Here is a 24,846-nt window from a genome sequence, read left to right on the forward strand (position 1 = left end):
GCGCCAGATTCATCAATGTCCTCCGCGCAGCCGGCGACTACTCTGTTACCCGACGGATTGGCGGAATTCTGTCTGCGGATCTGCGGGCCGGGCCGGGTAGTCCTGTTCGGCGCCGAGATGACGATGCTGACCGCGCCGTTGCGCAGGGCAGGCTGCGAAGTTTCCACGACTCAGATTGAGGCGGATGGCGAGCGCCCGGAATGGATGGTCGCTTGGGCGCAGACCGATGCATTGCGGTCCGAGGCGCTCGGATCTGACGTTTCCACGTTGGTGCTGGTGGGCGGTGCAGGCGCAGACGTGCCCGCCTGGCGGGAGCAAGCCTGTGAGCGTGGATGGGATCTTCACCCCGCGATCTTCACCATGCCTGGCGTTCTTGGCAGCGCTGCCTTGTTGGTGCTTGCTCGGAGCGGGGTCAGATCGACCTCCGCCGATACGATTCCGAATGCCAGCTTTCACGGTTTAGCGGCCGCCCTCGTACGTCCTGGTGATGCAGTCATGGCGACCGAAGCCGCTGGGGACGGCGTATGGCGGATCGTGCAGCAGCAATCACGCTGCCGCTGGTTGGGCGTGCTGGCATCGCGACCACCCGCCCCGTCGCAGCCCGGCCTCGAATGGACCAACCCTGCGCGCTGGCCGGAGTTCTCCGATTTGCTGGATGTGGTGATCACGCAGATGGCCGTCGATGCCGCGGACTGGCACGGGCTGCTGCGGAATGCACATGCTCCACTGCGGCGAAGCGGGCGGCTTGTCCTGCGCGTGCCGTTGGCGCATGGACTCGATCCGCTGTCACATTTGGTGACTTGCTTGGAAGAGTTGGAGCTGGTGGTGGATCGCGCGTGGTATCAGCGTACTGCCGGCCGGACTGGTCTTGAGCAGTTCCACGAAATTGACCGCGAAACTCCGCTCGCCACTGCGCGCGGGGAGAGCGCCGACGCAATTGTGCTGCTCGCGGTGAAAACTGGCGGGCGAGGGGTCACGCAGGACCCTTCCGCGCAGGTTCCCAACATCATCGCATTCCATCGCGACTATCAGGACGCAAGCGTTGTCCGCTTGATCGTTTCCATGGGGGAGCGGATCGAATCACCGGTGCTACGCCGGCAGCTTGCCCGCAGCGTACTCGACTCGTCGTCACCGACTTCCGCCGATCACGGTGCTGCCCTGTGCGTACTGCTCTATGACGCGGAAGCAGCCGCCGGAGACAAGCGTGAGGTGTTGCTCGGTGCCGTCTGGCACTACATCACCGAGCCGGCTGCCAATCCTACGGTGCTGCGCTGGCAGGTTTCCCTCGCCTTTGCCGCCGCTCAGCTCTACCAGGCCGATGGCAGGCTGGAAGAGGCGGCTGAGCTCTATCAGCGTGTCCTGGCATTCGATGTGCTGGCCTTCAGCCCGCTGCTGGGTACCAAGACCACTGCCGCCGCCGCAAGGTTGGGCTGGATCAGGTTCGGCCAAGGCAACGTCGATGCTGCACGCATGGCATGGTCCCGCGGTCTGGACGAGGCGCGGCGGCTGTCCGCTCAGGCGGACTGGTCCGAAGTCGTGGCTGATCCTGCGGCGCCGGAGACATTCTCGATGCCGGAATTGGCCGCGGTCATGGATGAAGCCGGTGGCCTGGCGACTGCGTTGCGGGTTACTGCTGAGTCTCCACTGCGGCCGGGGATTGCTTGGCAAGGGGGAAACCATACCTGGAAAGCACAATTGCAGGAGGCGCGCACGGAACTGCGGCTTCAACAGGAGTGGATCGGCAAATTGCAGGTTGCCAAGGACTGGCTCGACGGTCAGTACCGCCACCTCAACGCCGAGTTGGAGCGGCGGGAGGAGGTGGAGCGCGTACTCGAGTCACAGTTGCTTGTGCTCGCTGAAGATATGGACGAACTGCGTTCGGATCTTCAGAGGCATCGAATCGAAAGTGAAACGCTGCAGGAAGGAAAGGCATGGCTGGACGGGCACACTGCACGTCTCGCCACCGAGCTAAGGCGACTGATGGCGCAGCACGAGGAGCTCTCGTCTGCGAAAAACTGGCTGGATGCCCAGTACCAGAGTCTGAGTCTTGAGCTCGACCAGCGCCTGACGTGGCAGCGCCAGCTGCAAGAAGGCAAAGACTGGTTGGAGCAGCAGTACTACCGGCTGCATGAGGAGTTGGCACTGCGTACCGAAGAGCTTCAGGCATCGCAGTCCGAGAATGAAGCCAGGGCGGCAGAGATCGTGGGCCTCCGGGCCGCATTCCGCTTTGCGCATCTGCATGCGGAAGCTGAATGGGCGGGGCTGCAGGATGAGCTCCAGCGGAGGCGGGAGGAGCTGGCGCAGGTGCACAACGCGTATCAGCGCCAATCAGCTGCACTGGACGACAAGATCGCAGCACACCGGAAGCTGGAGGAGGCAGCGCGTGATCTCGCCGCAGCAACCGGGCTGATCATCGGCAACTCACCTCAGCTGCGATTCCCGGCCGAGGCCATCGCAGAAGAGATGACCTCGCTCGCGTCAGCACTTCAACGCATGCCGCTGAAGTCCGTGGTACGCACGGCATTGCGTTTGCTTACCAAGCTGCTCGATTGGAGACATCCGCGATGATGGCTGAACTTACCGTCGTAGTGACTTTCCATCGCGAGGGATTGTTTGCATATGCTGCGCTGCGAAGCTACATGCGGTCGCGCCAGCATGCGTCTGCCGCCGGATCGCAGGTGAAGTTCGTGCTGGTATTGGACAATGCAGATGAGAAAACCAGCGCAATTGTGCGCGGGCATCCTGACCTGGAGGGAGATGAGCTGATCCTCGTCACTTCAGCAGGAGATCCGGCGCTGGCGCGCAACCTGGGTATCGAGCAGGCCAGAAGCACCTTTGTCTGCATCCTCGATGGCGATGACCTGATCAGCCGGGATTACTTTCAGCGACACTTGGCCTTTGCTGCGGCAGCTCCAGTTCGGTCCGTTCTTCACGCCGAGGTGGTTGCCAGCTTCGGCAGGGAAAATGGAATCAGTCTGCAGCTTGATCAGCGCAGCATGCCATTTTCGCCGGACGTGCTGCTCCACGCGAATCCTTGGATAAGTGCCGTGTTCGCGCGCCGTGAAGTCTTCAGTCAGATCCCCTACGTCGCCTGCCGGCCAGAAAAGACCGGATATGGCTATGAAGATTGGCATTGGAGTTGCCAGACCGTGGCGGCGGGCTACGAGCATCTGATCGTGCCACGCACGGCCTATTTCTACAGGCTCAAGCACACAGGCTCGGTCAATGCGAGCAGCGCCGCCATGCGCGCCGTCTTGCCACCGAGTGATCTGTTCGGTCGATGGGAGCATTGTTGATGCGGCGTCTGTTCGCTTTGGCGAGTCGTGTCGATGTTCGCCAGCTGCTGCGTAATCCACGAATGGAACTGGGCCGCATCATGGTCTGGCTGGGTCGACGCATTGAACGCGTGGGTCGGAATACCGGCAGCGGGCACAGACCAATGCCGGACTGGCTGCATGAGGAAATGGTGGCGCTGGCGGCGATCGAGCCGGAGCTGTTGAGGGAGGGTGACGAGCCCAGGCGCTTTGGCCACGCTTCGATCCCGCTCACCAACCGCCCGGGCGAGATCTATCGGGAACTGGTGGAGTCTGTCGGCACTCAGTCAGCCAGCCACGTTCTCATCTTGCCATGGTTGGTGCGGGGAGGGGCTGATCGGGGGGCGCTGCATCACCTTCGGGTCTGGGCAGAGGCGCTGCCCGCAGGCAAAGCATTGCTTGTTCTTACCGAGGACGTTGCCTCTCCTTGGCTTGAGCGAGTCCCAGCGGCGGTCAGGGTGCTCCCATTTGGCCGGATTGTGGGCGGCATGGCATTGCCCGGTCGCGTGCAACTTCTGACCCGGCTGTTGCTGCAGATGCAACCGGCGGTGATTCACAACATCAATTCAAGGGTCGCCTGGCAGGCGTTCGCGCAGCACGGACTGGCGCTGCGCCAGAATTCAGTGCTGTTTGCTTCCCTGTTCTGCGATGACCGCGATGAGGAGGGGGTTCCAACCGGATTTGCCCGAAGTCACCTGCGCGACAGCTATGCAAACCTGGTAACGGTTTTTTGCGACAATAGCGTCTATCCGAACATCTGGTCCAGGGAGCTTGGTGTTCCTCGACAGCTGTTCAGCGTGCTGCGCTTCCCTTATGACCAGAAGGTTGTCCGGAAGGAGGGGCCGTATCTGATCGAAGGTCCTGCTCGAGTACTCTGGGCAGGGCGTTTTGATCGCCAGAAGCGGCTTGACATTCTCCTCCAGGTCGCAAAGTCAATGCCATCAGTAGGATTCGACGTGCATGGGGTATCCGAACTGGGCCGTCCGGATCCTGCAGTCAAGGAGATCAGAGGATTGCCCAACGTAGTCCTGAACGGTTCATTCGAACGGTTCGACGACATCGTGCGTCCCACGCATGCGGCGCTGCTTTTCACCACATCATGGGAAGGATTGCCGACACTGCTGCTTGATGCTGCGGCCGCGGGTCTGCCGATCGTGGCGCCAGCAGTCGGGGGGATCGGCGATCTCCTCGATGCTGCTTGGTTGGTTGATGATCCCGATGACGTTGCTGGATTCGTGGCGAGGTTGAAGGACTTGGGACATGATCAGGCGCTGCGTGAACAGCGTCGGATCGAACAGTACGCCTCGCTATCAGATGGTCGGGACTGGAGCACCTTCGTCAAGACACTGCAAGACATACCGTTCTACCTGCCGGAACTGCCGGCAGCGCCTGACATATCTATCGAGCAAGGAAGAATTCAGTGATTATTGGACGAGGCCTGGTTGCCAAGGCCTTCGCCGGCAAGTGGCCGCAGGACGGGGCGACTGTGATCGTTGCTGCAGGGGTGTCCAACTCCGACGAGCGGGAGCAGGCTGCATTTGATCGTGAGAAGCGTCTGCTGGATGAGGTGTTCACTTATCCGCAAGCGCGCCGGGTTGTCTATTTCGGAAGCTGCGCAGTTGGCAATCCGGACGAGCCGAGGACTCCCTACCTGCGGCACAAGACTTGGATGGAGTCTCGGGTGCTGGCCGATGAGCGTGGCAGGGTGTTCCGGCTTCCACAGGTGGTTGGCGAAGGAGGCAACCCACATACGCTCACCAATTTTCTCAGCCAACGCATTCAGTCTGGTGAGCACTTCGAGGTGTGGGTACGCTCTGAGCGCAATCTGATCGATGTCGAAGATGTGGTGACCCTGGTGACCCATGTGCTCTGTCACCCCGAGCAGTTCCCGCGGATGATGCCGCTCGCAGATGCCCAGTCGACCCGTATGCCTGACATTGTTCATTGCATGGAACGTGCGCTCGCGAAGCGCGGGAACTACAGCATTCTTGAGCGCGGTGCCGCGTTTCCGATTGATACCACGGACTGCCTTAGGGCCGCCAGGGCTTGCGGTATTCACTTTGGCCCAGGATACCTGGAGCAGCTCGTGGAGAAGTACTATGGCGTCGCCAAGAGGGTTCGGATCTAGGAGGAATGGCCATTCGCGTCAGGACAGGTCCCCTAGTATCATGAAGATCGTTAAGTACGCTTAGAATTCAGTAGATTGGGGCGCAAATGAATGCGAAGAGGACGCGGCGAGCTGTAGTGCCGTCGAGCCGCAGGAGCGGCAAATGACCAGGCCAGCGCTGAGCGCCATCGTCACTTTCCATGGAGAAGGAATCCTTGCGCACACCTCGCTGCGCTCGTACGCGCTGTCCCGCAAAGTGGCGCGGGAGCATGGGGTCGAGGTTGAACTGGTCCTGGTGCTGGACAACGCGGACCACCAGACCCGCATGTTCGTGACCGAGCACCCCGATCTGGATGGGACTGAAATTCTTGTCGAGACCCGGCTCGGGGATGCGGCACTTGCACGCAATGCGGGTGTGGCAGCGTGCCGGGCAGACTATGTGTGCACTCTGGACGGTGATGATCTTGTCTCCACCGGCTACTTCCTGGTGCACATGAAGGAGGCCGCTCGCCAGCAAGGGCGCTTCGTTCTGCATCCTGAGATGGTCCTGAGCTTCGGCATGTACAGTGCGTTCAACTGGCAGGTGGATCAGGAGGGAGGTTACTACGATGAGAACGCATTGCTCACTGTGAACCCCTGGATCAGTGCAGCGTTCTCCACCCGCGAGCTGTTCGAGAGCATTCCCTACGTGGCCTGCTACCCGAAGCGAACTGGCTTCGGGTACGAAGACTGGTACTGGAATGCGGAGACGATTGCCCGCGGAGTGGTCCACCGGCTCGCCTGGGGATCGGCTTACTTCTACCGGCGCAAATGGCATGGTTCTCTCAACGAAGCCAGCCACGCATTGAAAACCGTCATTCCCTGCACCTCGCTGTTTGCCCTTGGGCGCAAGCGCGGCAAAGGACAAGGCCATGTTTGATCAACTCACTCATAATCGCTGGGTCCGCAATCGGTACACGCGCCGGGTGGCACACTGGGTCCGCCGTGTGCTTGCCATGCTGTCCGCAAAGTCGACAGATTCGAATGCGTCAACGTATGGCATCGCATCGGCACCTACGATGCCGGTCTGGCTGCAGGATGAGATGCGTGCACTTGCTTCGATAGAACCAGAGTTGCTGCCGCCAGGATCCGGCGTGGAGCGCTACGCCTTCTATTCGGTTCCGATGGATACCCGGCAGGGGGAGGTGTATGCCGCACTATCCGATGCCATTGGTGGAGAGCCGTATACGCATGCATTGCTTGTGCCATGGCTGAAGCCAGGTGGGGCGGATCGGGGAATCCTTTATCACGCAAGCGCCATCGCGCAGAGCGATCCGTTGGCACGGATTCTTGTTCTTACGACTGAGCCCGCTTCGTCGCCATGGGCCTCCAGGCTGCCGGCGCAGGCCCAATGCGTCGATTTCGGGAACATTGCGGCTTCCCTGGATTTCAACCAGCAAGTCAATGTAATGGTGCGTGTACTGCTGCAGTTGCGCGCGCCGACGGTTCATCTTGTGAACTCCCGTGTTGGTTGGGATGCAATCCTGCGCCACGGGCTGGCGCTGACCCAGCACTCGCGATTGTTTGCTTCGCTGTTCTGCGATGACTACGACCAGCGGATGAATCCGGTCGGTTACGCGCGTGACTATCTGCGCTACTGCTACCCGCACCTTTCCACGGTAATCTGCGACAACTCGCGTTATCCGCAGATATGGTCGCGTGAGCTGGGCATTCCTCGTGGTTCCTTCACCTTCATCCCGTTCCCATATGACGGTCGGGTGGCCGAATCGTGCGGACAGGCGATCTCTGCGGACGGTGCCAGGCGCGTGTTGTGGGCCGGCCGTCTCGACCGGCAGAAGCGCCCGGACATCCTGGCAGCGATCGCTACGCGGATGCCTGACGTGCACTTCGATGTGTACGGTGCACAAGTGATGTCTGGCGCAGCGGTGCAGGATCTCTCCCAGCTACGGTCTCTGCACAACGTTACTCTCCACGGCGAATTCCAGAGGCTTGAGGACGTGGCAACCCCTGATCACTTTGCCTATCTGCACACGACGGCGTGGGAAGGGACGCCGACCATCCTGTTCGATGTAGCCGCGGCGAGACTGCCGATCCTCGCACCGCAGGTGGGGGGGATCGTGGACTTCCTCGCAGAGGAGGATATGGTCGAGCGTTATGACGACGTGGATGCATTCGTTTCGCAGCTAAGACTACTGCAGTCCTCTGCTCAACTTCGCAGCGAGCGCGTCCAGCGACAGCTTGAATCGCTTCGCCGGAATCGCCGCTGGGAGGACTTCACCGCATCGCTCGAAGCCCTCGATGGTTACCTGACTGCCCGGAAGAGAAATGCGTCGGCAGGAACGGAAAGAGAGATCAACGCGGTGCACGTGGCGCGTGGTTGAGATCGTGACGTGAAGAGAGCGCTTGGCCGCGCTCTCGGCGCGATTTCACGGGTGTTTCCGCAATGCAGTTGGAGCCCCGCCCGGTCGCAGTCCGGACGCCGGGCTGGTTCGAGGCTGATCGCCACGTCCGCTAGATCTTTCAACAGAGTTTTCGTTGAGTCGGCCACGCAGTAGCCGCTGCTGATCCTTCAGATCGGGCCTCTTGCCCAAGAGTTCAAGCGCCAGGCGAAGAGGCTGTGCTCTGGCGAGACCGGCTTCGTCACCCTGGCCACAGCTACAAAAACCAATGGACTCTTGGCTGAAGCAGTTTCGGGATCGGCGCCAGCACCACGATAGGCAATGCCTGCAATGAACGTGGTGCTTCCGTAACAGGCTGCTTGACTGATCGCGTTCTGCGTCGTCTGTTGCGAGGGCGGGGCTGATTGCTCGAGGCCTCGCCCGCCGAAGAGCTGGAGAGCAGCTTTCAGAGCAGCCTCAGTTGCCTTCCCCAAGATTGAGATTGGTGAGAGTGCGTAGTCCGGTGCTGGAATATCCTGGCCCAGGGGCCGCGGTGATAGAGCTCCGTTGATTGACGACGGTGGTATCGGGTGCTCGTCATTCTCGCGTCGCATCGATACCCATACGGCGGGTTGCTCCCAACGCCGTCTCGGCGCAGATTCAAGGAGACGCCGAGTCCGCAGGAGCACGCTTCGTGCGCCTGTCACTAGGAGGGCGGACTTGGAGTATCAGTCCGCACGCAGAGTCCCGTAGCGCCGGACCGGCGCTGGCTTCCATCAATTCCCACAACCGGTATTTGGTCCTAGGCGAGTCCCACGAAATGATTCAAGTGTTTCGGGCCGTCCCGGCCGACCAGTTGCTGCGAACTCTCTGAGCTCCGGTTAGCAGTCGAGTTGACCAGCTGGTTCCCTGCAGATGCAGGCGAGCTTCCAGAAAAGCTGTAATCAGGAGTACTGAACCGGCTATTTCGACCGTGAAGTAGTACTTGAAATGCGATCCTGGAGCGAAAAGTACCATTGCTGGAATCCTGGAAAGAATCAGCACAGCCGCCAGGCTGCTTGCGGGTGCCCATCGGTAGGCCAGTACCACCAAAAGAAGCAGTACCAGTTCCGGAATGAAATTCCACCACAGGAACGACCCCTTGAGGTGCATACCCTGGTATTGCGTGGTCGAACTTAGGGCCGCCATAACAGATTCGCGGGAAGGCCCAAGAGTCCCGAACAGACTGCGCACATGCGACATCGGTCGGCCGTCGGAATAGTAGGGATTGGAGGCGTTCAAGGTTGACCAGTTCCCTGCGATGTCACCCTCGACAAATGTGAGCGTCCTTGGGCCGAGGCCAGAGGCATACCCTGCTGTCATCAGCTTTGCAGAGACGAACTTCGCCGGGTTTTCGACAATCAAAGTAGTCACCGCAGCCAGGAAGCCCTGCTTCTGTTCTTCTGTCGCATTGGGATTCATCGCCTGGTCCCAGTACAGCGGGATCTCCTGTGGAATTGATCGTTCGACGACACGGTCATATGGAATGATGGGGTCAACGGCAGTACGAGCGGCGCCAGGCGTGCTTTCGTAATAGGGGCCCTGTACTAGCTGGCCGAGCGGGTTAAGAGCCAATGTCAGTTGATATCCCCAGCGGTTCTGCCATTCACCCAGAACCGATGGCAGCAGAAGACTGCAGACCAGCAATGGAGCAGCGAATGCAGAAAACAGCAGCGCTGTGGAGCGCGGACTGTGGAGTACCTTGATCAGAACGATGGCCATGGCAATGAATGCCGGGAGCAATCCATCGGTCCGGACCACTAGGCCCAGGGCGGACAGCAGGCTCAGCGCGACTATGTAGCGCGTAGATGTCCAGTGCCGATCAAGCAGGTAGTTGAGCAGCACCAATGCCAGTGCGACCTGGATCATCGCGAAAGGCACGTCTCGACTCAGCAGCAGGCTCGTGGATACGAATGCAACCGATGCAGCCAATGGAAGATGCAGGACGATCCTGGCGATAAGTCCGCCACCCAAGCGCCGGACAGTCCAGTCGGCATAGGCTAGCAACATCGCGGCCATGAGAACTTGAACCAAGCTGATCGCCCAGTATTTCGGAATCACTTGCAGGACAAATTGATAGCCGACCGGGGTCATGAACCCAAGCCAGCTATCGATGGGGAAGTTGAGTCCATACAAGTAAGCCGAATAGGTATCCGACATCAAGATTCCTGGCCAGACCAGTGCCAGTGCGGCACCGAGCCACATGGCCCAGGCCAGGAAGACCAGTCGCGACGCGGTATCGGCGAGTAGGAAAAGTCGGAAAGACAGCAGCAGCGCAATGGACGCCGTTCCAGCGCCAGCTAGGCGAAGAAAAAGCACTTCCGTGCCGCGCCCATTCATTCCAAACCAGTCCGCTGACCACGCTACGGCCAGGTAGAGGGCGAAAGAAACTGCAGCTGCACCGAGCTGGCGTGCTGACGGCTGTGAGATCGACATGGCTCTTCTACTGCTGCAGGGAAAGGAATGCGTCCAGTTCGGCGGGAGTTCCGAGTGGGACGACATCGCAGAATTCCAGGACCGAAACGCTGACCCGAGCGTTCTGCTTGATCATCGTGTTGTACATGGGGGCGATGTAAGCTTCTCCGCGCTCAAGCCCCGAACCGCTTGCGCCGAAGTGTTGCTCGTAGGTGCGGCGATACAGTTCCGGAGAGCGGAACCAATAGAGTCCAACTGTCGCCAGCTCCGAAATGCGATGTTTCTCGCGAACCTCCAACGCGAGTCCGTCCTCGCCCAGGCGAACGAAGCTCCAGTGTGTGCCGGGAGCCAAGAAGCAGGGAATATGACCGTCGACATTCCCGCCTGGGGGCTGCATGCTGCCGGGCGAGATGTGTGTGTCTATATTGAAGATCGCAATCGGTGCATTAGCCTGGCAGTGATCAATGGCAAGCAGGGCCGTTGTTGCTTGTCCATTGGTCAAGCCGTCGATCTCGACGATCTCAACATCATCGATGCCCAATGCTTTGCATTGGTTGATGATGAAGTCGCGTGCATGGTCTTCCCGCCGAACGACGAAGACGCAACGAGCGGGCATGTAGCCTTTCAAGCTAATCATTGACCAAGCGAAAAGGGTGGAGCCTTTTGCTTCTATCATGTACTTCGGCACGGTGTATCCGGCCGCAGCGAAGCGCGAACCCAGCCCAGCCATGGTTATCAGCAGAGTCGTCATGGATTAATCCGTGTCCCTGTCGCCATTCAGCAAGTTCCGGATCTGATCAAAGGACAAGTCGCGGAACTCATCGGGCCTGACCGTGCGGTCGTCGACGTAGAACCCGTCCTTTCCTGGCCACGGTTTGGCAAAGTAGAGCTCGTCGTAAGGGATATCCCAGCGCTGCAACCACTCCACCATCTGTGGCGCAGTGACTGCATTGATGCGCCCGAGGTTGCCATCGAACGTCCGCATGTTGCGGGAAGTGCTGAGCGCGATCCGGAAGCCCAGCTCACGATATTCGCGCATTCGGGAAATTATCTCCGGATAAGGCACGAGATCCGAGTAGCTCTCGCCGTCCTTCTTGATCGGACAGAGCGTGCCATCGACATCAATGACCAGTGTTGAATCGTTGCTGATAGTTTTGCTCGATGTCATGAAGGATATCCGTTGCGTTGATCAGGAATGCGAGAACTTTGTGCTTTCTGTCAATGTGCAATGGCAGCATTGACAGGAACAAAGACAATTCGTGGAGGCGGACAAGCAGGGGGTCGTAACCGTTATCGGTGAGCCACTCAAGGAATCTATTCTTTGCGTCATCAATGCCCGCGTGTGCATTGACGATCAAGCTCAGCCGCCCATCTTGGTCAACTTCAAGTCGATATAGATCCTGGTTGATGAAGTCATAGTCGCCGAGGATCGAATGCGAGAGTTTGGCGACGTCGTAACTGGGGTCGGTCCACAGTTCGGCTTCTGTGATGGCGCCCTTGGGGTCAATTAGTTTAAGAAGCCTGCCGTGACGCTCATACAGCATGTTTGAGAAGCATAGGTCTCCGTGCCCGATGCACTCTCGAGACGTGGCTACTGGGACGCTTTGGGTGACCTTGTTGTACAGGTCGGTGTAGCGGGCTGTCAGTTCATCGAACGACGTGTATGGCGTGCCGATGGCAAGCCAGTTCTCCAGCTCGCGGCCCTCCGGCAGTGCGCGCAATTCCTCCATCCGGCGCATGAGCTTGTTCAGATAGAGCTCACGCTGTGTGGCGCTGCAGACCTCGACATCTACCTGACGGCTTGGACGTTCTTGAAGGAACGCGCGCAGCAGGGAAAGCACTTGCTGTAGTTCGGGGCCGGATATGGCGCCATGAACCCATTGCAGGGCTACGTCAGCAACCTGCAGTCTTTCCATCCGATATTCTGCGCCGCTGGCTTCCACGCGCAGGTCATAGGGCATGACAAACCATCGCCGCATCGCTTGAGGAAGCAGGTACCAGTAATCATGCTCGGCAGTAATTTTGCGGGCGTTGGAAGAGCGCTTGCTGATGGTGAGCTCATCGGCGCGGATGTCATTGAAATGGCGGGCCTCGAATGCCCCTGACAGAAGCGACAAGCAGTTCCGGTAGTCATTCAGGTCGACGAACGCATCCGAGCCATCCATGACCACCAAACCAGGAAGCGGCGGCTGGTCCAGACCTTTTATCAGCCTTCCCAGGGATATCCCCGAAGCGCTATACAGCACTGCTTGGTTTCCAACACGAATGTGCGCGTCGATGGCAGCAAGTACCAGGCGCTTTATCAGCGCGGAACCGCTGCCGATATCACGGATCCAAACGCACGCTGGAACCATGAGTGTCCTGCACTCGTTCAGATTCGCCTGTTCTATTGCCTGTGTGAGGTCGCCATCGGAACGGACAACGTGGATATCGCTGCAGCCCACCTCCATTGCTCGAGCCTTCATCCAGCCAAGCAGGGCACTCCGGCGGTAGTTGACCTCGCCGAACCGCCGATGCCCGATCAGGTCACTGACGGGGGGTGATGCCGTCTGGCGATCGTCAATGACAAGGTGCAACGTCATGCTTGTTCTCCGGAATAGCGCTTCTGCCTATGCTCAATGCGGTAGCTGGTCTGCCTAGAGCGGCGCCGTGCCAGCGAGCTGTAAAGGCAATAGATGCTCGATGGAATGGTTGCCGTGGCGAGAGTCAGGGTGACTACGTTCCAGTAGCCTGCGTGCCAAGGTGAGAATGCCGACTGCAGCAGGACGGATTCGAACATATCGATGAAGCCCGCGAGCTGACCAGGTGCAGGGTCGACGTTCATGGCGATAAGGTAGAACGCAGTGAAATCAAGGATCCAGATTCCAATGGTCACCAGGAGCAGAAGAAGGACGCGGCCGCCCATCATCTGCCGGAATGCGCTGAAGGCTGCCTCGAATGTATTAAGCAAGGTCAATGCATGCAGTCCACGCACGCTGCTGGAGCCAACCAGGATGAGCTGACGAAGTTCTGTGGAAGTTGCGCGACTGGTGAGATAGGCGGCAAGTGCAAACAGAAGCACGGTTAGAAGCACCGCAGCGAGCAGGCCGATTGCTGCATCGCTGTATCCGCTCGAAGTCAGAGCCAGAATGGCCAACAACAGGACCGAGGCATCGAGCACCTTTTCGCTGGCATAGGCTGCCAAGCCAGCCGCAGGCTTGCGGGCGAGCCGCATGATGGCCCATGCCCTGGTGAGCTCACCGAGCTTGAATGGAGCCACCGCACTGAGCCAGGTGCTCCATGCATGGGTCGCCGACACATTTGCCAGCGAAGGCTTCTCGAAGATGAAAAACATCACCAGCCGCGACACGCGCAATAAATGAGAGATGGCGTATGCGATCACCGCTACCCAGATTCCAGGGCCAAGGTGGGTGCGAGTCGTCAGCCAGAAGATGGCCAGCCCAAGCGCAGCCGCAGGTAGCACAAGGTCGAGGAGGCGGGGAAATATCCTCACGCCCCCGTCCTCGATTGGTAGATCACCTCGGTCCTGTAATCCGCAGTTACGCGCTGTCGGTGATCCCTGGATAGAAAGGCGCGTGGCCGCAAGGCGAAGGCGCCCAGCAGTGCCAGCACCTTTGATGCCTGGCGGAAAAGTCTGACATTCGAAATCTGGTCGTCCTCCCGCCAAGTGATCGGAAAGAACGTCATGCTGTGGCGCAGGTGGCTGTGAGCCAGCACCATGCAGTAGTTGAAAGTTAGGTCATCCGGGAAGCGCAGATGGAAGCCACCCCTGAAGATTGCAGTACGGTAGCTGTTCAGGCCTGACCCCAGGTCATGCAGCCGCTTGCGAGCCACGAGCGAGAACAGCAGGTTGAACACTTCGTTGCCGAAGGTTCTAAAAGCGGAGTAACCAGGCAGGGTGCTACCGGGCATGAATCGTGCGCCCAGCAGCGCATCCAGATTTACGCTGTCCCCGGACAACACCGGGACAAGATCGGCAATCGACCCCTGATCGTCGCCATGCAGAATCGTTACGCGTTCGAACCCGTTCTCCAAGGCATGCGCGAAGCCCACCTTCTGCGATCCACCCAATCCATAGTTTTCCACGTTGCGGCAGACCTGAATCTCGCAGCTCGTGAACTGACGGGCTGCGTCGCATGCGACCTGAAGCGTCTCGTCGGTGCTCCGGTTGTCGATCACGAGGACACGATCAACAAAGCCAGTCGGGAGCGATTCGAACTGCCTGAGCACACGGGCAATCTGTCGCGCACAGTTATAGGCGGGGATGAAGACAAGGTGTCTGCTCATGCGTCTCTTTCTGATCGCGGCGGGAATAGGTCGTGCAACAGTGTATTTGAATGGCGCCCCGCAAGATGGCGACACCTCTCAGGCAACGGTTCAGGGAAGTTCCGCGCGGGAGCGAACCGAAGGTGCGGTCAATGGCGTCACAGGACGGGAGATATTAACATCACATGAGGGCATCTCCATGATCCTCCGCCCCTGGTTGGCGACCCGTTGGCATGGAAGGCGCGCGACCCGCCTCCCCTGGAATCGCACCTGCCCCGGGTTGGACGATTGCCTTGGCTCGGGGATCCGGATGCCGAGGAGCTATCAGCGCTGTTGGCTCATTTCACTCAGGCCAGACGGAGGCCGGCTGATTGAGTCTCGCAGGCCTGGATCAGGGATTTTCCTTGGCATTGCCGGAATGGAGAAGAAGTCGAGCAACAACGAAGTTGAGGGTCATTGTGAATGGTGTGATGGCAATCTTGAGAAGCGTCTCCGGGCTGCCTGACGTAATGTCGTACAAGCGAGGACCGAACGTGCTCGTCAGCCAAGCCAAGGCGAGCGAAATCAGCATTATGTGAACCGCCTGCCAGGCCAGCCATGCCAGATACTTGAGCCCATCGTGCCCGCCAGCGCCGTCAAAAATCCTCTGGCGGGAAACCAGAAACACGAAGGTTGCCGCGGAGGTATCTGCGATGGCGTTGGCCCATCCCACCGGCAGGTGTACCAGGTGTACCAGCAGCCACAGCAGGCCCACGGCGATTACAAGCCCGGTGCCTGAAACGATGAAGAAGCCTGCGTACTGCTTCAGTAAATTCCGGAAGCCAGCACGGACGCCGGCCAACGGCGTACTTGTCATGGCGCAGTTCCCCGCCGTGCCAGGAAGGCAGGCGCGCGTGCGCGCGCGCCTTCTTCCGCGACCAGCAGAATCCAACTGCCAGCGCACCTCATCAGAGCAATGTCTCCAGCTCCGGCAGGATCGTGAACAGATCCCCCACCAGGCCGATATCCGCAATCTCGAAGATCGGCGCATCGCCGTCTTTGTTGATCGCCACGATCGTGCCGGCATCCTTGATGCCGGTCAGGTGCTGGATGGCACCGCTGATGCCGACAGCCACGTACAGTTCCGGCGCGATGATCTTGCCGGTCTGGCCGACCTGCAGGTCGCTGGGCACATAGCCGGCATCGACGGCGGCGCGCGAGGCACCGACGGCCGCGCCGAGCTTGTCGGCCAGCTGGAAGATGACCTTGAAGTTCTCCTCCGAGCCGACGCCACGGCCACCGGAGACCACGCGCTTGGCGCTCTGCAGGTCCGGGCGGTCGCTGGCACCGGCGGCCAGGCCGATGAAGCGGGTGTGGGTCGGCAGGGCAGCATCGACGCTGGCCGCTTCAATGGCGGCACTGCCGCCCTGGGCGGCTTCCGGCCACGACGCGGCGCGCACGGTGGCGACCACGATCTGGTCGGCCGGGGCTTCCACGGTGATGATCGCGTTGCCAGCGTAGATCGGGCGCTTGAAGGTGTGGCTGCCTTCGACGGTCATCAGGTCGGAGACCTGGTTGACGCCGAGCAGGGCGGCCACGCACGGCATCAGGTCCTTGCCGAAGGTGGTCGACGGGCCGAACACGTGGCTGTAGCCCTTGGCCAGCTGTGCGATCTGCGGCGCCAGGACCTGCGCGATGGCCTGCGCGTTGGCGGCGTTGGCCACGGTCAGGACCTTGGCAACGCCGGCGATCTTCGCGGCTTCAGCGGCGACGGCGGCCGGGTCGGCGGCCAGCACGACCACATCGATGCTGGCGCCGCTGATGGCGGCGGCGGCGCTGACGGTCTTGGCGGTGGCGGCGTTGAGCTTGCCGTCGTGGTGCTCGGCGATGACGAGAATCTTGCTCATTACAGCAACCCCTTCTGCTTGAGTGCGGCAACCAGTTCGGCCGCGTCCTTGACCATCACGCCCTTGCTGCGCTTGGACGGCGCGGCGTACTGGGTGGTCTTGAAGGTGTCGGCGGCTTCAACGCCGAGATCGGCCAGCTGCAGGGTCTCCAGCGGCTTGGCCTTGGCCTTCATGATGTCCGGCAGCTTGATGAAGCGCGGTTCGTTCAGGCGCAGGTCGGTGGTGACCACGGCCGGCAGGTCCACTTCCAGCGTTTCCAGTCCGGCGTCGACTTCGCGGGTCACCGTGGCCTTGCCATCGGCAATGTCCAGCTTGCTGGCGAAGGTCGCCTGCGGACGGCCCCACAGCGTGGCCAGCATCTGACCGGTCTGGTTGGCGTCGTCGTCGATGGCCTGCTTGCCGAGGATCACCAGGTCCGGCTGTTCCTTCTCGATCAGCTTGAGCAGGGTGCGTGCGGCGGTCAGCGGCTGGATGGCCTGGTCGGTGACCACATGGACCGCGCGGTTGGCGCCCATGGCCAGGCCGTTGCGCAGATGCGCCTGGGCATCGGCCGGAGCAATGGTGGCGACCACGACTTCGCTGGCGATGCCCTTGTCGCGCAGGCGCAGGGCTTCTTCCAAGGCGATTTCATCGAAGGGGTTGGGGGACAGCTTGACGCCGTCGGTGACCACGCCGGAACCGTCCGGCTTGACCTGAATGCGGACGTTGTAGTCCACCACGCGCTTGTACGCGACGAGGATTTTCATCTGGTACGGGGTCCTTCAATAACGGAGAGAGCGTCCGGTCCTCGCACAGCAACCGGTTCGGGGGTGGGATCCCGATTCTAGCGGGTGACGGGGCACCATGCGAATGCGTATGGTTTTGCTGCGATGCAGCAGAATCCGCGAGGCCCTGCGTGTTGTTCACGGTGTGAGGGCAGTAGTGAAGGTGCCCCCGATGTATCCTGTTGCGCTGAGTCGGGCTGCCGGGTGCGGCCCACATGGATCATCAACAGGAGAACAGGTAGTGCCCACATGGCTTGTCACCGGCGGTGCCGGATTCATTGGCGGTAACTTTGTTCTCGAAGCGGTCGCCCGTGGCATCAAGGTCATCAACCTCGACGCACTGACCTATGCCGGCAACCTGACGACGCTGTCCAGCTTGGACGGCAACCCGCACCACGTGTTTGTGCAGGGTGACATCGGTGACAGCGCGCTGGTATCCCGCCTGCTGGCCGAACATCGGCCGGATGCGGTGCTGAACTTCGCTGCAGAAAGCCATGTGGACCGTTCGATCGATGGTCCTGGCGCCTTCATCCAGACCAACGTGGTTGGCACCCTGGGCCTGCTGGAAGCGGTACGTGACTACTGGAAGGCCCTGCCGGCCGAGCAGGGCGCGGCGTTTCGCTTCCTGCATGTGTCCACCGACGAGGTGTACGGCACCCTGGGTGAGACCGGCAAGTTCAGCGAAACCACCCCGTATGCGCCGAATTCGCCGTATTCGGCGTCCAAGGCCGCCTCCGACCACCTGGTGCGTGCGTTCCACCACACCTACGGGCTGCCGGTGCTGACCACCAACTGCTCCAACAATTACGGCCCGTACCATTTCCCCGAGAAGCTGATCCCGCTGGTGATCGCCAAGGCGTTGGCCGGCGAGCCGCTGCCGGTGTACGGCGATGGCAAGCAGGTGCGCGACTGGCTGTTCGTGTCCGACCACTGCGAGGCGATCCGTACCGTGCTGGCCAAGGGTCAGGTTGGCGAGACCTACAACGTCGGTGGCAACTCGGAAAAGCAGAACATCGAAGTGGTGCAGGCCATCTGCGCGCTTCTGGACCAGCGTCGCCCGCGTGAGGATGGCCAGCCGCGCAGCAGCCAGATCACCTACGTGGCCGACCGCCCGGGTCATGACCGCCGCTACGCGATCGATGCGTCGAAGCTGAAGAACGACCTGGGCTGGGAGCCGGCCTACACCTTCGAGCAGGGCATCACCTTCACCGTCGACTGGTACCTGGACAACCAGGCATGGGTCAACGGCGTGCTCGACGGCAGCTACCGTCTGCAGCGCATCGGCACTGCGGCCTGAACCCAGGAGACCTCATGACCCAGCGCAAGGGCATCATCCTCGCCGGTGGCTCCGGCACCCGGCTGTATCCGATCACCAAGGGCGTCAGCAAGCAGCTGCTGCCGGTATACGACAAGCCGATGATCTACTATCCGCTCAGCGTGCTGATGCTGGCGGGCATCCGCGAAGTGCTGATCATCAATACTCCCCATGAACAGGCTCTGTTCCAGCAGCTGCTGGGCGATGGCTCGCAATGGGGCATGGACATCCAGTACGCAGTGCAGCCCAGCCCCGATGGGCTGGCGCAGGCCTATCTGATCGGTCGCGACTTCGTGGCCGGCAAGCCGAGCTGCCTGGTGCTGGGAGACAACATCTTCCACGGGACCGGCCTGCGCGAGGTGCTCAGGCGTGCCGACCAGCGGGATGCAGGTGCCACGGTGTTCGGTTACTGGGTGAATGATCCGGAACGCTATGGCGTGGCCGAGTTCAACAAGGATGGCAGAGTGATCGATCTGGTCGAGAAGCCCGAGAATCCGCGTTCGAACTATGCTGTGACCGGCCTGTATTTCTATGATGGAAAAGCCAGCGAGTACGCGGCCGAGTTGAAGCCTTCGCCGCGCGGCGAGCTGGAAATCACCGATCTCAACAAGCGCTATCTGGCAGAGAGCAACCTGCACCTTGAAGCACTGGGTCGCGGCTACGCCTGGCTGGATACGGGTACCCATCAGTCGTTGCTGGAAGCCTCGAACTTCATCGAGACCATCCAGACCCGGCAGGGCCTGCAAGTGTGCTGCCCTGAAGAGATCGCCTTCGGGCAGGGCTGGATCGATGCGGCCAAGCTTGAGGAACTGGCTGCACCATTGAGCAAGAATGGCTATGGCCAGTATCTGGTCAAGCTGTTGCAGCGTGGTGTCGTGCCGTGAAAGTCATCGAGACGAGTCTGGCTGGATGCAAAGTGATCGAGCCGAACGTGTTCGGCGATGCCCGCGGATTTTTCTTTGAAACATGGAATGCCGACCGGTTCGCTGAGGCGGGGCTGGAGGGCGGCTTCGTACAAAGCAATGTTTCGTCGTCGAGCAAGGGCGTGCTGCGTGGCCTCCATTACCAGTGGCCGCGCCCGCAGGGCAAGCTGATCTCGGTGCTGCAGGGTGAAGTTTATGACGTCGCGGTGGACATCCGCCGCGGCTCGCCGACCTTCGGACGCTGGGAAGCGGTGATCCTGAGCGCCGAAAACAAGCGGCAGTTCTGGATTCCAGAAGGGTTCGCGCACGGCTTCGCTGTGCTTTCTGATACGGCGCTGTTCAACTATCTGTGCACCGATGTCTACGTAAAGGAGGCCGATGCTGGCGTACGCTGGAACGATGCCGATATCGCCGTGGATTGGCCGGTCAGTGCACCGACGTTGTCGGCCAAGGACGAGAACGCGCCGTTCCTGAAGGACATCGCTGAGGACCGCCTGCCGGTCTACACCCCATGACGGTGCTGGTCTTCGGCGGCAACGGCCAGGTCGGTCAGGAACTGCTGCGCGCTTTGGCACCACTGGGTACGGTGGTGCCAACCACGCGCAGTGGCCGGTTGCCAGATGGCCGTGCCTGCGAAACGGCCGATTTCAGCCAGCCCGACAGTCTGCCGGCGCTGCTGGACCGCCTGCAGCCGTCGATCGTGGTCAATGCTGCGGCCTACACGGCTGTGGATCGTGCCGAGCAGGACGCAGAGGCCGCCTTCGCTGCCAATGCGCAGGCGCCGGGTGTGATCGCACGATGGTGTGCGGCGCATGGCGTGCCGTTCGTGCATTACTCCACCGACTATGTGTTCGATGGTCAGGGTTCCGCGCCGTACCGCGAAGATGAGTCGACTGCACCGCTGGGTGTATATGGCACCAGCAAGCGAGATGGTGAGGATGCCGTACGCGCGGCCGGTGGCCGCCACCTGATCTTCCGCACGGCCTGGGTCTATGCCTCGCACGGCGCGAATTTCCTGCGCACCATGCTGCGCGTAGGTGCCGAGCGTGATGCGTTGCGGGTAGTGGCCGACCAGATCGGTACGCCGACCCCGGCCGCGCTGATCGCCGATGTTACCGCGCAGGCGCTGCAGCATCCGGATCAGCTGTCTGGTACCTGGCACCTTACCGCCAATGGCCAGACCAGCTGGCATGGGTTCGCCGAGGCGATCTTCGCCGAAGCGTTGGCCACCGGCGTACTGGTCAAGGTGCCGACCGTCGAGGCGATTCCCAGTTCCGAGTATCCGACCCCGGCCAAGCGTCCAGCCTGGTCGGTGCTGGACAACCGCAAGCTGCAGCAGGATTTCGGCATCGTGCTGCCGACCTGGCAGGACGGCCTGAAGCGGGTGATGGCGGAGATTGCCTGACCCGGTAGGCGACGTGCCGACCAACGGTCGGCACCCGCCCCGACCAACAGTCGGCACCCACCAGCGGGCGCCGCGTCAGTTGCGCCCGTACGTGTCCTCGAACCGCACGATGTCATCCTCGCCCAGGTAGCTGCCCGACTGCACTTCGATCAGCTCCAGTGGCAGCTTGCCGGGATTGCGCAGGCGATGGGTCACGCCCAGCGGGATGTAGGTGCTCTGGTTCTCGCTGAGCAGGATCACCTCGTTGCCGCGGGTCACCTCGGCGGTGCCGCTGACCACGATCCAGTGCTCGGCGCGGTGGTGATGCATCTGCAGGCTGAGCGTGCCGCCGGGCTTGACCGTGATCCGCTTGACCTGGAAGCGCTCGCCGTTGTCGATCGAGTCGTAGGCACCCCAGGGGCGGTACACCTTGCGGTGCCAGGTCGCCTCGCTGCGGCCTTCGGCCTTCAGCTTGGCCACCACGGTCTTGACCTCCTGCATGCGGTCAGCCTTGCCGACCAGCACCGCATCGTCGGTCTCGACCACGACCACATCATCCAGCCCGACCAGTGCGACCAGGCGCTGGGCATAGGCATAGGTGTTGCGGCAATCGATGGCGATCACATCACCCTGGTGGGCATTGCCGTCGCCATCCTGCTGCGAGACATCGCGCAGTGCGGTCCACGAGCCGACATCGTTCCAGCCGGCATCGAGCGGGATCACCACCGCGTCGGCGGTCTTTTCCATCACCGCGTAGTCGATCGAGTCCGAGGGCACGGCGGTGAAGGCGTCCTTGTCCAAGCGCGTGAAGTCCGCATCGCGGCGAGCCTGCTGCCAGGCCTGGCGGCTGCTGGCCAGCATTTCCGGCTGGAAGCGTTCCAGCTCCCGCAGATAGCGCGACGCCTTGAACAGGAACATGCCGCTGTTCCAGTAGTACTGACCGCTGCTGACGTAGCCGGTGGCGGTCTCCAGGTCGGGCTTCTCGACGAAACGTTCGACCGCGCGCACGCCCTGTCCATCAGCGGCCTTGATATAGCCATAACCGGTTTCCGGGCCGGTCGGGACGATGCCAAAGGTCACCAGCTTGCCGGCGTCGGCGGCACTTGCTGCGGCCTGCACTGCACTGCGGAAGGCCGCTTCGTCGGTGATCACATGGTCGGAGGGCAGCACCAGCAGCAGCGCGTCGGTACCGCCACGGGTGGCCTCCAGCGCGGCTACGGCAATCGCCGGTGCAGTGTTGCGGCCCACCGGTTCCAGGATGATCGCGGCCGCCTCGGCCCCGACCTGCTGCAGCTGTTCGGCGGCAACGAAGCGGTGTTCCTCGTTGGCAATCACCAGCGGACCACGCGCCGCCAGTGGGGCGACGCGTTGCCAGGTGGCCTGCAGCATCGTCAGCTCGCCGGCCAGTGGCAGGAACTGCTTCGGGTAGGCCTCGCGCGAAAGCGGCCACAGGCGGGTACCGGATCCGCCGGACAGGATGACGGGCTGGATGCTGCTCATGCGGGCCTCGGTTACTGCTGGATGAGACGGGAGAGTTCGTCGGTACGCGCCTGCATCAGCGACGCGTCACCACGCGCTTCGACGTTCAGGCGCAGCAGCGGCTCGGTATTGGAGCTGCGCAGGTTGAAGCGCCAGTTGCCGAAGTCGGCACTGATGCCGTCGGTGTGGTCCAGCCTGGGCGATTGCGCGGCGAAGTGTTCCATCACGCGCGCGACGGCGGCCTTGGCATCGGCCACCTTGAAGTTGATCTCGCCGCTGCACGGGTAGGCTGCCATGCGGTCTTCGACCCAGTCGGCCAGCGAACGGCCGCTCCCGGAAACCAGCTGGGCGATCAGCAGCCACGGGATCATGCCCGAGTCGGCATAGGCGAACTCGCGGAAATAGTGGTGCGCGCTCATCTCGCCGCCGTACACCGCGTCTTCGGCACGCATCTTTTCCTTGATGAAGGCGTGGCCGCTCTTGCACTGCACTGGCACGCCACCGGCCTGCTCGACCATGTCCACGGTGTTCCAGACCAGGCGCGGGTCATGCACGATCTTGCCGCCGGGATGGCGCGCCAGGATCGCCTTGGCCAGCAGGCCGACCAGGTAGTAGCCCTCGATGAAGCGGCCGCTGTGGTCGAAGAAGAAGCAGCGATCGAAGTCACCGTCCCACGCGATGCCGAAATCGGCGCCATGTTCGCGTACGGCGTCGGCGGTGGCGGCGCGGTTCTCCGGCAGCAGCGGATTGGGAATGCCATTGGGGAAGCTGCCGTCCGGCTCGTGGCAGATGCGGATGAACTCGAACGGCAGGTGCGGTGCCAACAGGTCAACGATGGCGCCGGCGCCGCCATTGCCCGCATTGACCACCAGCTTCAGCGGCTTCAGCTTGCCGGCATCGACATAGCTCAGCAGGTGCTGGATGTAGGCGCTCTTGTCATGCTGGGCGACCTGGCCGGCACGCGGCGGCTGGGCCTCGGCGGTGTCGGCGGCCACTGCATCGGAAATCGCGAACAGGCCGGTATCGGAGCTGATCGGCCGTGCGTTTTCCTTGACCAGCTTCATGCCGTTGTAATCCATCGGGTTGTGGCTGGCGGTGACCATCACGCCGCCGGCTGCGTTCAGGTGGTCGGTCTGGAAATAGACTTCCTCGGTGCCGCACAGGCCGATGTCGATCACTTCCCGCCCGGTACCGCGCAGGCCGGCCGCCAGCGCGTCCTGCAGCGCCGGGCTGGTCAGGCGCACGTCGTGGCCTAGGACCACCGGGCCCGGCGCGAGCTGCGCAGCCAGGGCCACGCCGATGCGGCGAGCCAGGTCTTCGTTCAGTTCCTCGGGCACGCGGCCACGGATGTCATAGGCCTTGAAGGCGGGCAGGGGCATCGAAGCAGTCCATCCGGATAGAGAAACCTGATTATAGCGGGAGGGTCTGCAAACGGCCGGTGAGTCAGGGACGCCCGGCCGGTAGCGCCGACATGGGAGTGGGGCGGGCCGATTCCCCGTCGATGGGCCATGGCCAGCAGGCAGTTCGCATACAATTGCGCGCTGACGACCGAGGACATGGCCCGCGTGGCCATCGCCGATTGGCCTGCTGTTCCAGAAGGATCGAGGTTTGCTTTGAAATTCACTCACGATCAGAAACGCGTGCTGGTGACCGGTGGCGCGGGCTTCCTCGGGTCGCATCTGTGCGATCGGCTCATCGCGGGCGGCCATGACGTCCTCTGCGTGGACAACTTCTACACCGGTAGCAAGGCGAACGTGGATGGGCTGCTGGGCCACCCACGGTTCGAGCTCATGCGCCATGACGTGACGTTCCCGCTCTATGTGGAAGTGGACCGGATCTTCAACCTGGCCTGCCCGGCGTCACCGATCCACTATCAGCAGGACCCGGTGCAGACCACCAAGACCAGCGTGCATGGCGCGATCAACATGCTCGGCCTGGCCAAGCGTCTGCGCGCGCGCATCCTGCAGGCCAGCACCAGTGAGGTGTACGGCGATCCGGAAATCCATCCGCAGGTAGAAGGCTACTGGGGCCGGGTCAACCCGATCGGCATCCGCAGCTGCTATGACGAGGGCAAGCGTTGCGCCGAAACGCTGTTCTTCGACTACTGGCGCCAGCACCAGCTGGAGATCAAGGTCATGCGCATCTTCAACACGTATGGCCCGCGCATGCATCCCAATGATGGCCGGGTGGTCAGCAACTTCATCGTGCAGGGGCTGAAGGGCGAGCCGATCACCATCTATGGTGATGGCAGCCAGACGCGCAGCTTCTGCTATGTCGATGACCTGATCGAAGGCATGTTGCGGCTGATGGACTCGCCAGCTGATCTCACCGGTCCGATCAATATCGGCAATCCGTCCGAGTACACCATGCTGGAACTGGCCGAGACCGTGCTCCGCCTCGTCGGTGGCAGGTCGAAGATCGAGTACCGCCCGCTGCCCTTGGATGATCCACGCCAACGCCAGCCGGATATCAGCCTGGCCAAAGCGGATCTGGGCTGGGAGCCCAAGGTCGGCCTGGAGGACGGCCTGAAGGAGACCATCGCCTATTTCCGCCATCGCTTGCAGGCCTGAGGTGGC

The 24,846-nt window shown here is 61.5% G+C and carries 22 protein-coding genes; 11 read left to right on the top strand and 11 right to left on the bottom strand.

Annotated features, from left to right (window positions below):
- The first annotated feature begins 15 nt into the window (after positions 1 to 15).
- The 6 genes from ACZK0Z_RS03020 (at position 16) to ACZK0Z_RS03045 (ending at position 7,802) form a co-directional block, all read left to right on the top strand.
- Positions 16 to 2,568, top strand: a complete 2,553-nt coding sequence (locus ACZK0Z_RS03020; RefSeq protein WP_197632507.1) for a coiled-coil domain-containing protein — start codon at positions 16 to 18, stop codon at positions 2,566 to 2,568.
- Positions 2,565 to 3,296: a glycosyltransferase family 2 protein gene (locus tag ACZK0Z_RS03025; RefSeq protein ID WP_049427958.1), complete on the top strand. Its 732-nt coding sequence runs from the start codon at positions 2,565 to 2,567 to the stop codon at positions 3,294 to 3,296. Before ACZK0Z_RS03020 ends, ACZK0Z_RS03025 begins: the two co-directional genes overlap by 4 nt.
- The gene (locus ACZK0Z_RS03030) at positions 3,296 to 4,738 is read left to right on the top strand and encodes a glycosyltransferase (RefSeq protein WP_197632506.1); all 1,443 of its coding nucleotides are present in this window, start codon (positions 3,296 to 3,298) and stop codon (positions 4,736 to 4,738) included. The genes ACZK0Z_RS03025 and ACZK0Z_RS03030 overlap by 1 nt, the downstream gene beginning before the upstream one ends.
- On the top strand, positions 4,735 to 5,442 hold the full coding sequence (locus ACZK0Z_RS03035; RefSeq protein ID WP_049427955.1) for an NAD-dependent epimerase/dehydratase family protein: 708 nt from the start codon (positions 4,735 to 4,737) through the stop codon (positions 5,440 to 5,442). The genes ACZK0Z_RS03030 and ACZK0Z_RS03035 overlap by 4 nt, the downstream gene beginning before the upstream one ends.
- A gap of 142 nt (positions 5,443 to 5,584) precedes the next feature.
- Positions 5,585 to 6,340 (top strand): glycosyltransferase family 2 protein, encoded by a 756-nt coding sequence (locus ACZK0Z_RS03040; protein WP_197620095.1) that lies wholly within the window; start codon positions 5,585 to 5,587, stop codon positions 6,338 to 6,340.
- Positions 6,333 to 7,802 carry a glycosyltransferase gene (locus ACZK0Z_RS03045; RefSeq protein ID WP_152906553.1) on the top strand — a complete coding sequence of 490 codons (1,470 nt, stop codon included), beginning with the start codon at positions 6,333 to 6,335 and terminating at the stop codon, positions 7,800 to 7,802. Before ACZK0Z_RS03040 ends, ACZK0Z_RS03045 begins: the two co-directional genes overlap by 8 nt.
- Positions 7,803 to 8,624: 822 nt before the next feature.
- Here ACZK0Z_RS03045 and ACZK0Z_RS03050 read toward each other — a convergent pair.
- From ACZK0Z_RS03050 to ACZK0Z_RS03090, 9 genes are all read right to left on the bottom strand, one after another.
- On the bottom strand, positions 8,625 to 10,274 hold the full coding sequence (locus ACZK0Z_RS03050) for a hypothetical protein (protein ID WP_100451143.1): 1,650 nt from the start codon (positions 10,272 to 10,274) through the stop codon (positions 8,625 to 8,627).
- A 7-nt stretch (positions 10,275 to 10,281) separates the two neighbouring features.
- Positions 10,282 to 11,004: a glycosyltransferase family 2 protein gene (locus ACZK0Z_RS03055; protein ID WP_049427949.1), complete on the bottom strand. Its 723-nt coding sequence runs from the start codon at positions 11,002 to 11,004 to the stop codon at positions 10,282 to 10,284.
- A 3-nt stretch (positions 11,005 to 11,007) separates the two neighbouring features.
- On the bottom strand, positions 11,008 to 11,421 hold the full coding sequence (locus ACZK0Z_RS03060) for an HAD family hydrolase (protein ID WP_049427947.1): 414 nt from the start codon (positions 11,419 to 11,421) through the stop codon (positions 11,008 to 11,010).
- Positions 11,375 to 12,835, bottom strand: coding sequence for a hypothetical protein (locus ACZK0Z_RS03065; protein WP_049427946.1), 1,461 nt, complete (start codon positions 12,833 to 12,835; stop codon positions 11,375 to 11,377). Before ACZK0Z_RS03065 ends, ACZK0Z_RS03060 begins: the two co-directional genes overlap by 47 nt.
- Positions 12,832 to 13,635 carry a hypothetical protein gene (locus tag ACZK0Z_RS03070; RefSeq protein ID WP_414489332.1) on the bottom strand — a complete coding sequence of 268 codons (804 nt, stop codon included), beginning with the start codon at positions 13,633 to 13,635 and terminating at the stop codon, positions 12,832 to 12,834. Before ACZK0Z_RS03070 ends, ACZK0Z_RS03065 begins: the two co-directional genes overlap by 4 nt.
- Before the next feature lie 107 nt (positions 13,636 to 13,742).
- Positions 13,743 to 14,540, bottom strand: a complete 798-nt coding sequence (locus ACZK0Z_RS03075) for a glycosyltransferase family 2 protein (protein WP_049427943.1) — start codon at positions 14,538 to 14,540, stop codon at positions 13,743 to 13,745.
- A gap of 370 nt (positions 14,541 to 14,910) precedes the next feature.
- Positions 14,911 to 15,375 (bottom strand): GtrA family protein, encoded by a 465-nt coding sequence (locus ACZK0Z_RS03080; protein ID WP_049427941.1) that lies wholly within the window; start codon positions 15,373 to 15,375, stop codon positions 14,911 to 14,913.
- A gap of 91 nt (positions 15,376 to 15,466) precedes the next feature.
- A complete protein-coding gene (locus ACZK0Z_RS03085) occupies positions 15,467 to 16,405 on the bottom strand; it encodes an electron transfer flavoprotein subunit alpha/FixB family protein (RefSeq protein ID WP_197632505.1) in 939 nt (312 codons plus the stop codon).
- Positions 16,405 to 17,151 carry an electron transfer flavoprotein subunit beta/FixA family protein gene (locus tag ACZK0Z_RS03090; RefSeq protein ID WP_014035896.1) on the bottom strand — a complete coding sequence of 249 codons (747 nt, stop codon included), beginning with the start codon at positions 17,149 to 17,151 and terminating at the stop codon, positions 16,405 to 16,407. Before ACZK0Z_RS03090 ends, ACZK0Z_RS03085 begins: the two co-directional genes overlap by 1 nt.
- 259 nt (positions 17,152 to 17,410) lie before the next feature.
- Here ACZK0Z_RS03090 and rfbB point away from each other — a divergent pair, with 259 nt between their 5' ends.
- From rfbB to rfbD, 4 genes are read left to right on the top strand one after another with little or no spacing between them, the layout of a single operon-like run.
- Entirely contained in the window at positions 17,411 to 18,466 is a 1,056-nt protein-coding gene (gene rfbB, locus ACZK0Z_RS03095) for a dTDP-glucose 4,6-dehydratase (protein WP_049427939.1), read from the top strand.
- 14 nt (positions 18,467 to 18,480) lie between these two features.
- Positions 18,481 to 19,368, top strand: coding sequence for a glucose-1-phosphate thymidylyltransferase RfbA (gene rfbA / locus ACZK0Z_RS03100; protein ID WP_049427937.1), 888 nt, complete (start codon positions 18,481 to 18,483; stop codon positions 19,366 to 19,368).
- Positions 19,365 to 19,922 (top strand): dTDP-4-dehydrorhamnose 3,5-epimerase, encoded by a 558-nt coding sequence (gene rfbC / locus ACZK0Z_RS03105; RefSeq protein ID WP_049427936.1) that lies wholly within the window; start codon positions 19,365 to 19,367, stop codon positions 19,920 to 19,922. The genes rfbA and rfbC overlap by 4 nt, the downstream gene beginning before the upstream one ends.
- Entirely contained in the window at positions 19,919 to 20,812 is an 894-nt protein-coding gene (rfbD, locus tag ACZK0Z_RS03110; RefSeq protein WP_049427935.1) for a dTDP-4-dehydrorhamnose reductase, read from the top strand. Before rfbC ends, rfbD begins: the two co-directional genes overlap by 4 nt.
- Positions 20,813 to 20,887: 75 nt before the next feature.
- On the opposite strand, the gene ACZK0Z_RS03115 is transcribed toward rfbD, so the two are convergent.
- Both ACZK0Z_RS03115 and ACZK0Z_RS03120 read right to left on the bottom strand, forming a co-directional pair.
- Positions 20,888 to 22,291: a mannose-1-phosphate guanylyltransferase/mannose-6-phosphate isomerase gene (locus tag ACZK0Z_RS03115; RefSeq protein WP_049427934.1), complete on the bottom strand. Its 1,404-nt coding sequence runs from the start codon at positions 22,289 to 22,291 to the stop codon at positions 20,888 to 20,890.
- An 11-nt stretch (positions 22,292 to 22,302) separates the two neighbouring features.
- A complete protein-coding gene (locus tag ACZK0Z_RS03120) occupies positions 22,303 to 23,649 on the bottom strand; it encodes a phosphohexomutase domain-containing protein (RefSeq protein WP_049427933.1) in 1,347 nt (448 codons plus the stop codon).
- Between the two features lie 234 nt (positions 23,650 to 23,883).
- On the opposite strand from ACZK0Z_RS03120, the gene ACZK0Z_RS03125 reads away from it, so the two are divergent.
- Positions 23,884 to 24,840 (top strand): UDP-glucuronic acid decarboxylase family protein, encoded by a 957-nt coding sequence (locus ACZK0Z_RS03125; RefSeq protein ID WP_049427977.1) that lies wholly within the window; start codon positions 23,884 to 23,886, stop codon positions 24,838 to 24,840.
- The last annotated feature ends 6 nt before the right edge of the window (positions 24,841 to 24,846 follow it).

Source organism: Stenotrophomonas sp. 116085_Sma (assembly GCF_056479585.1).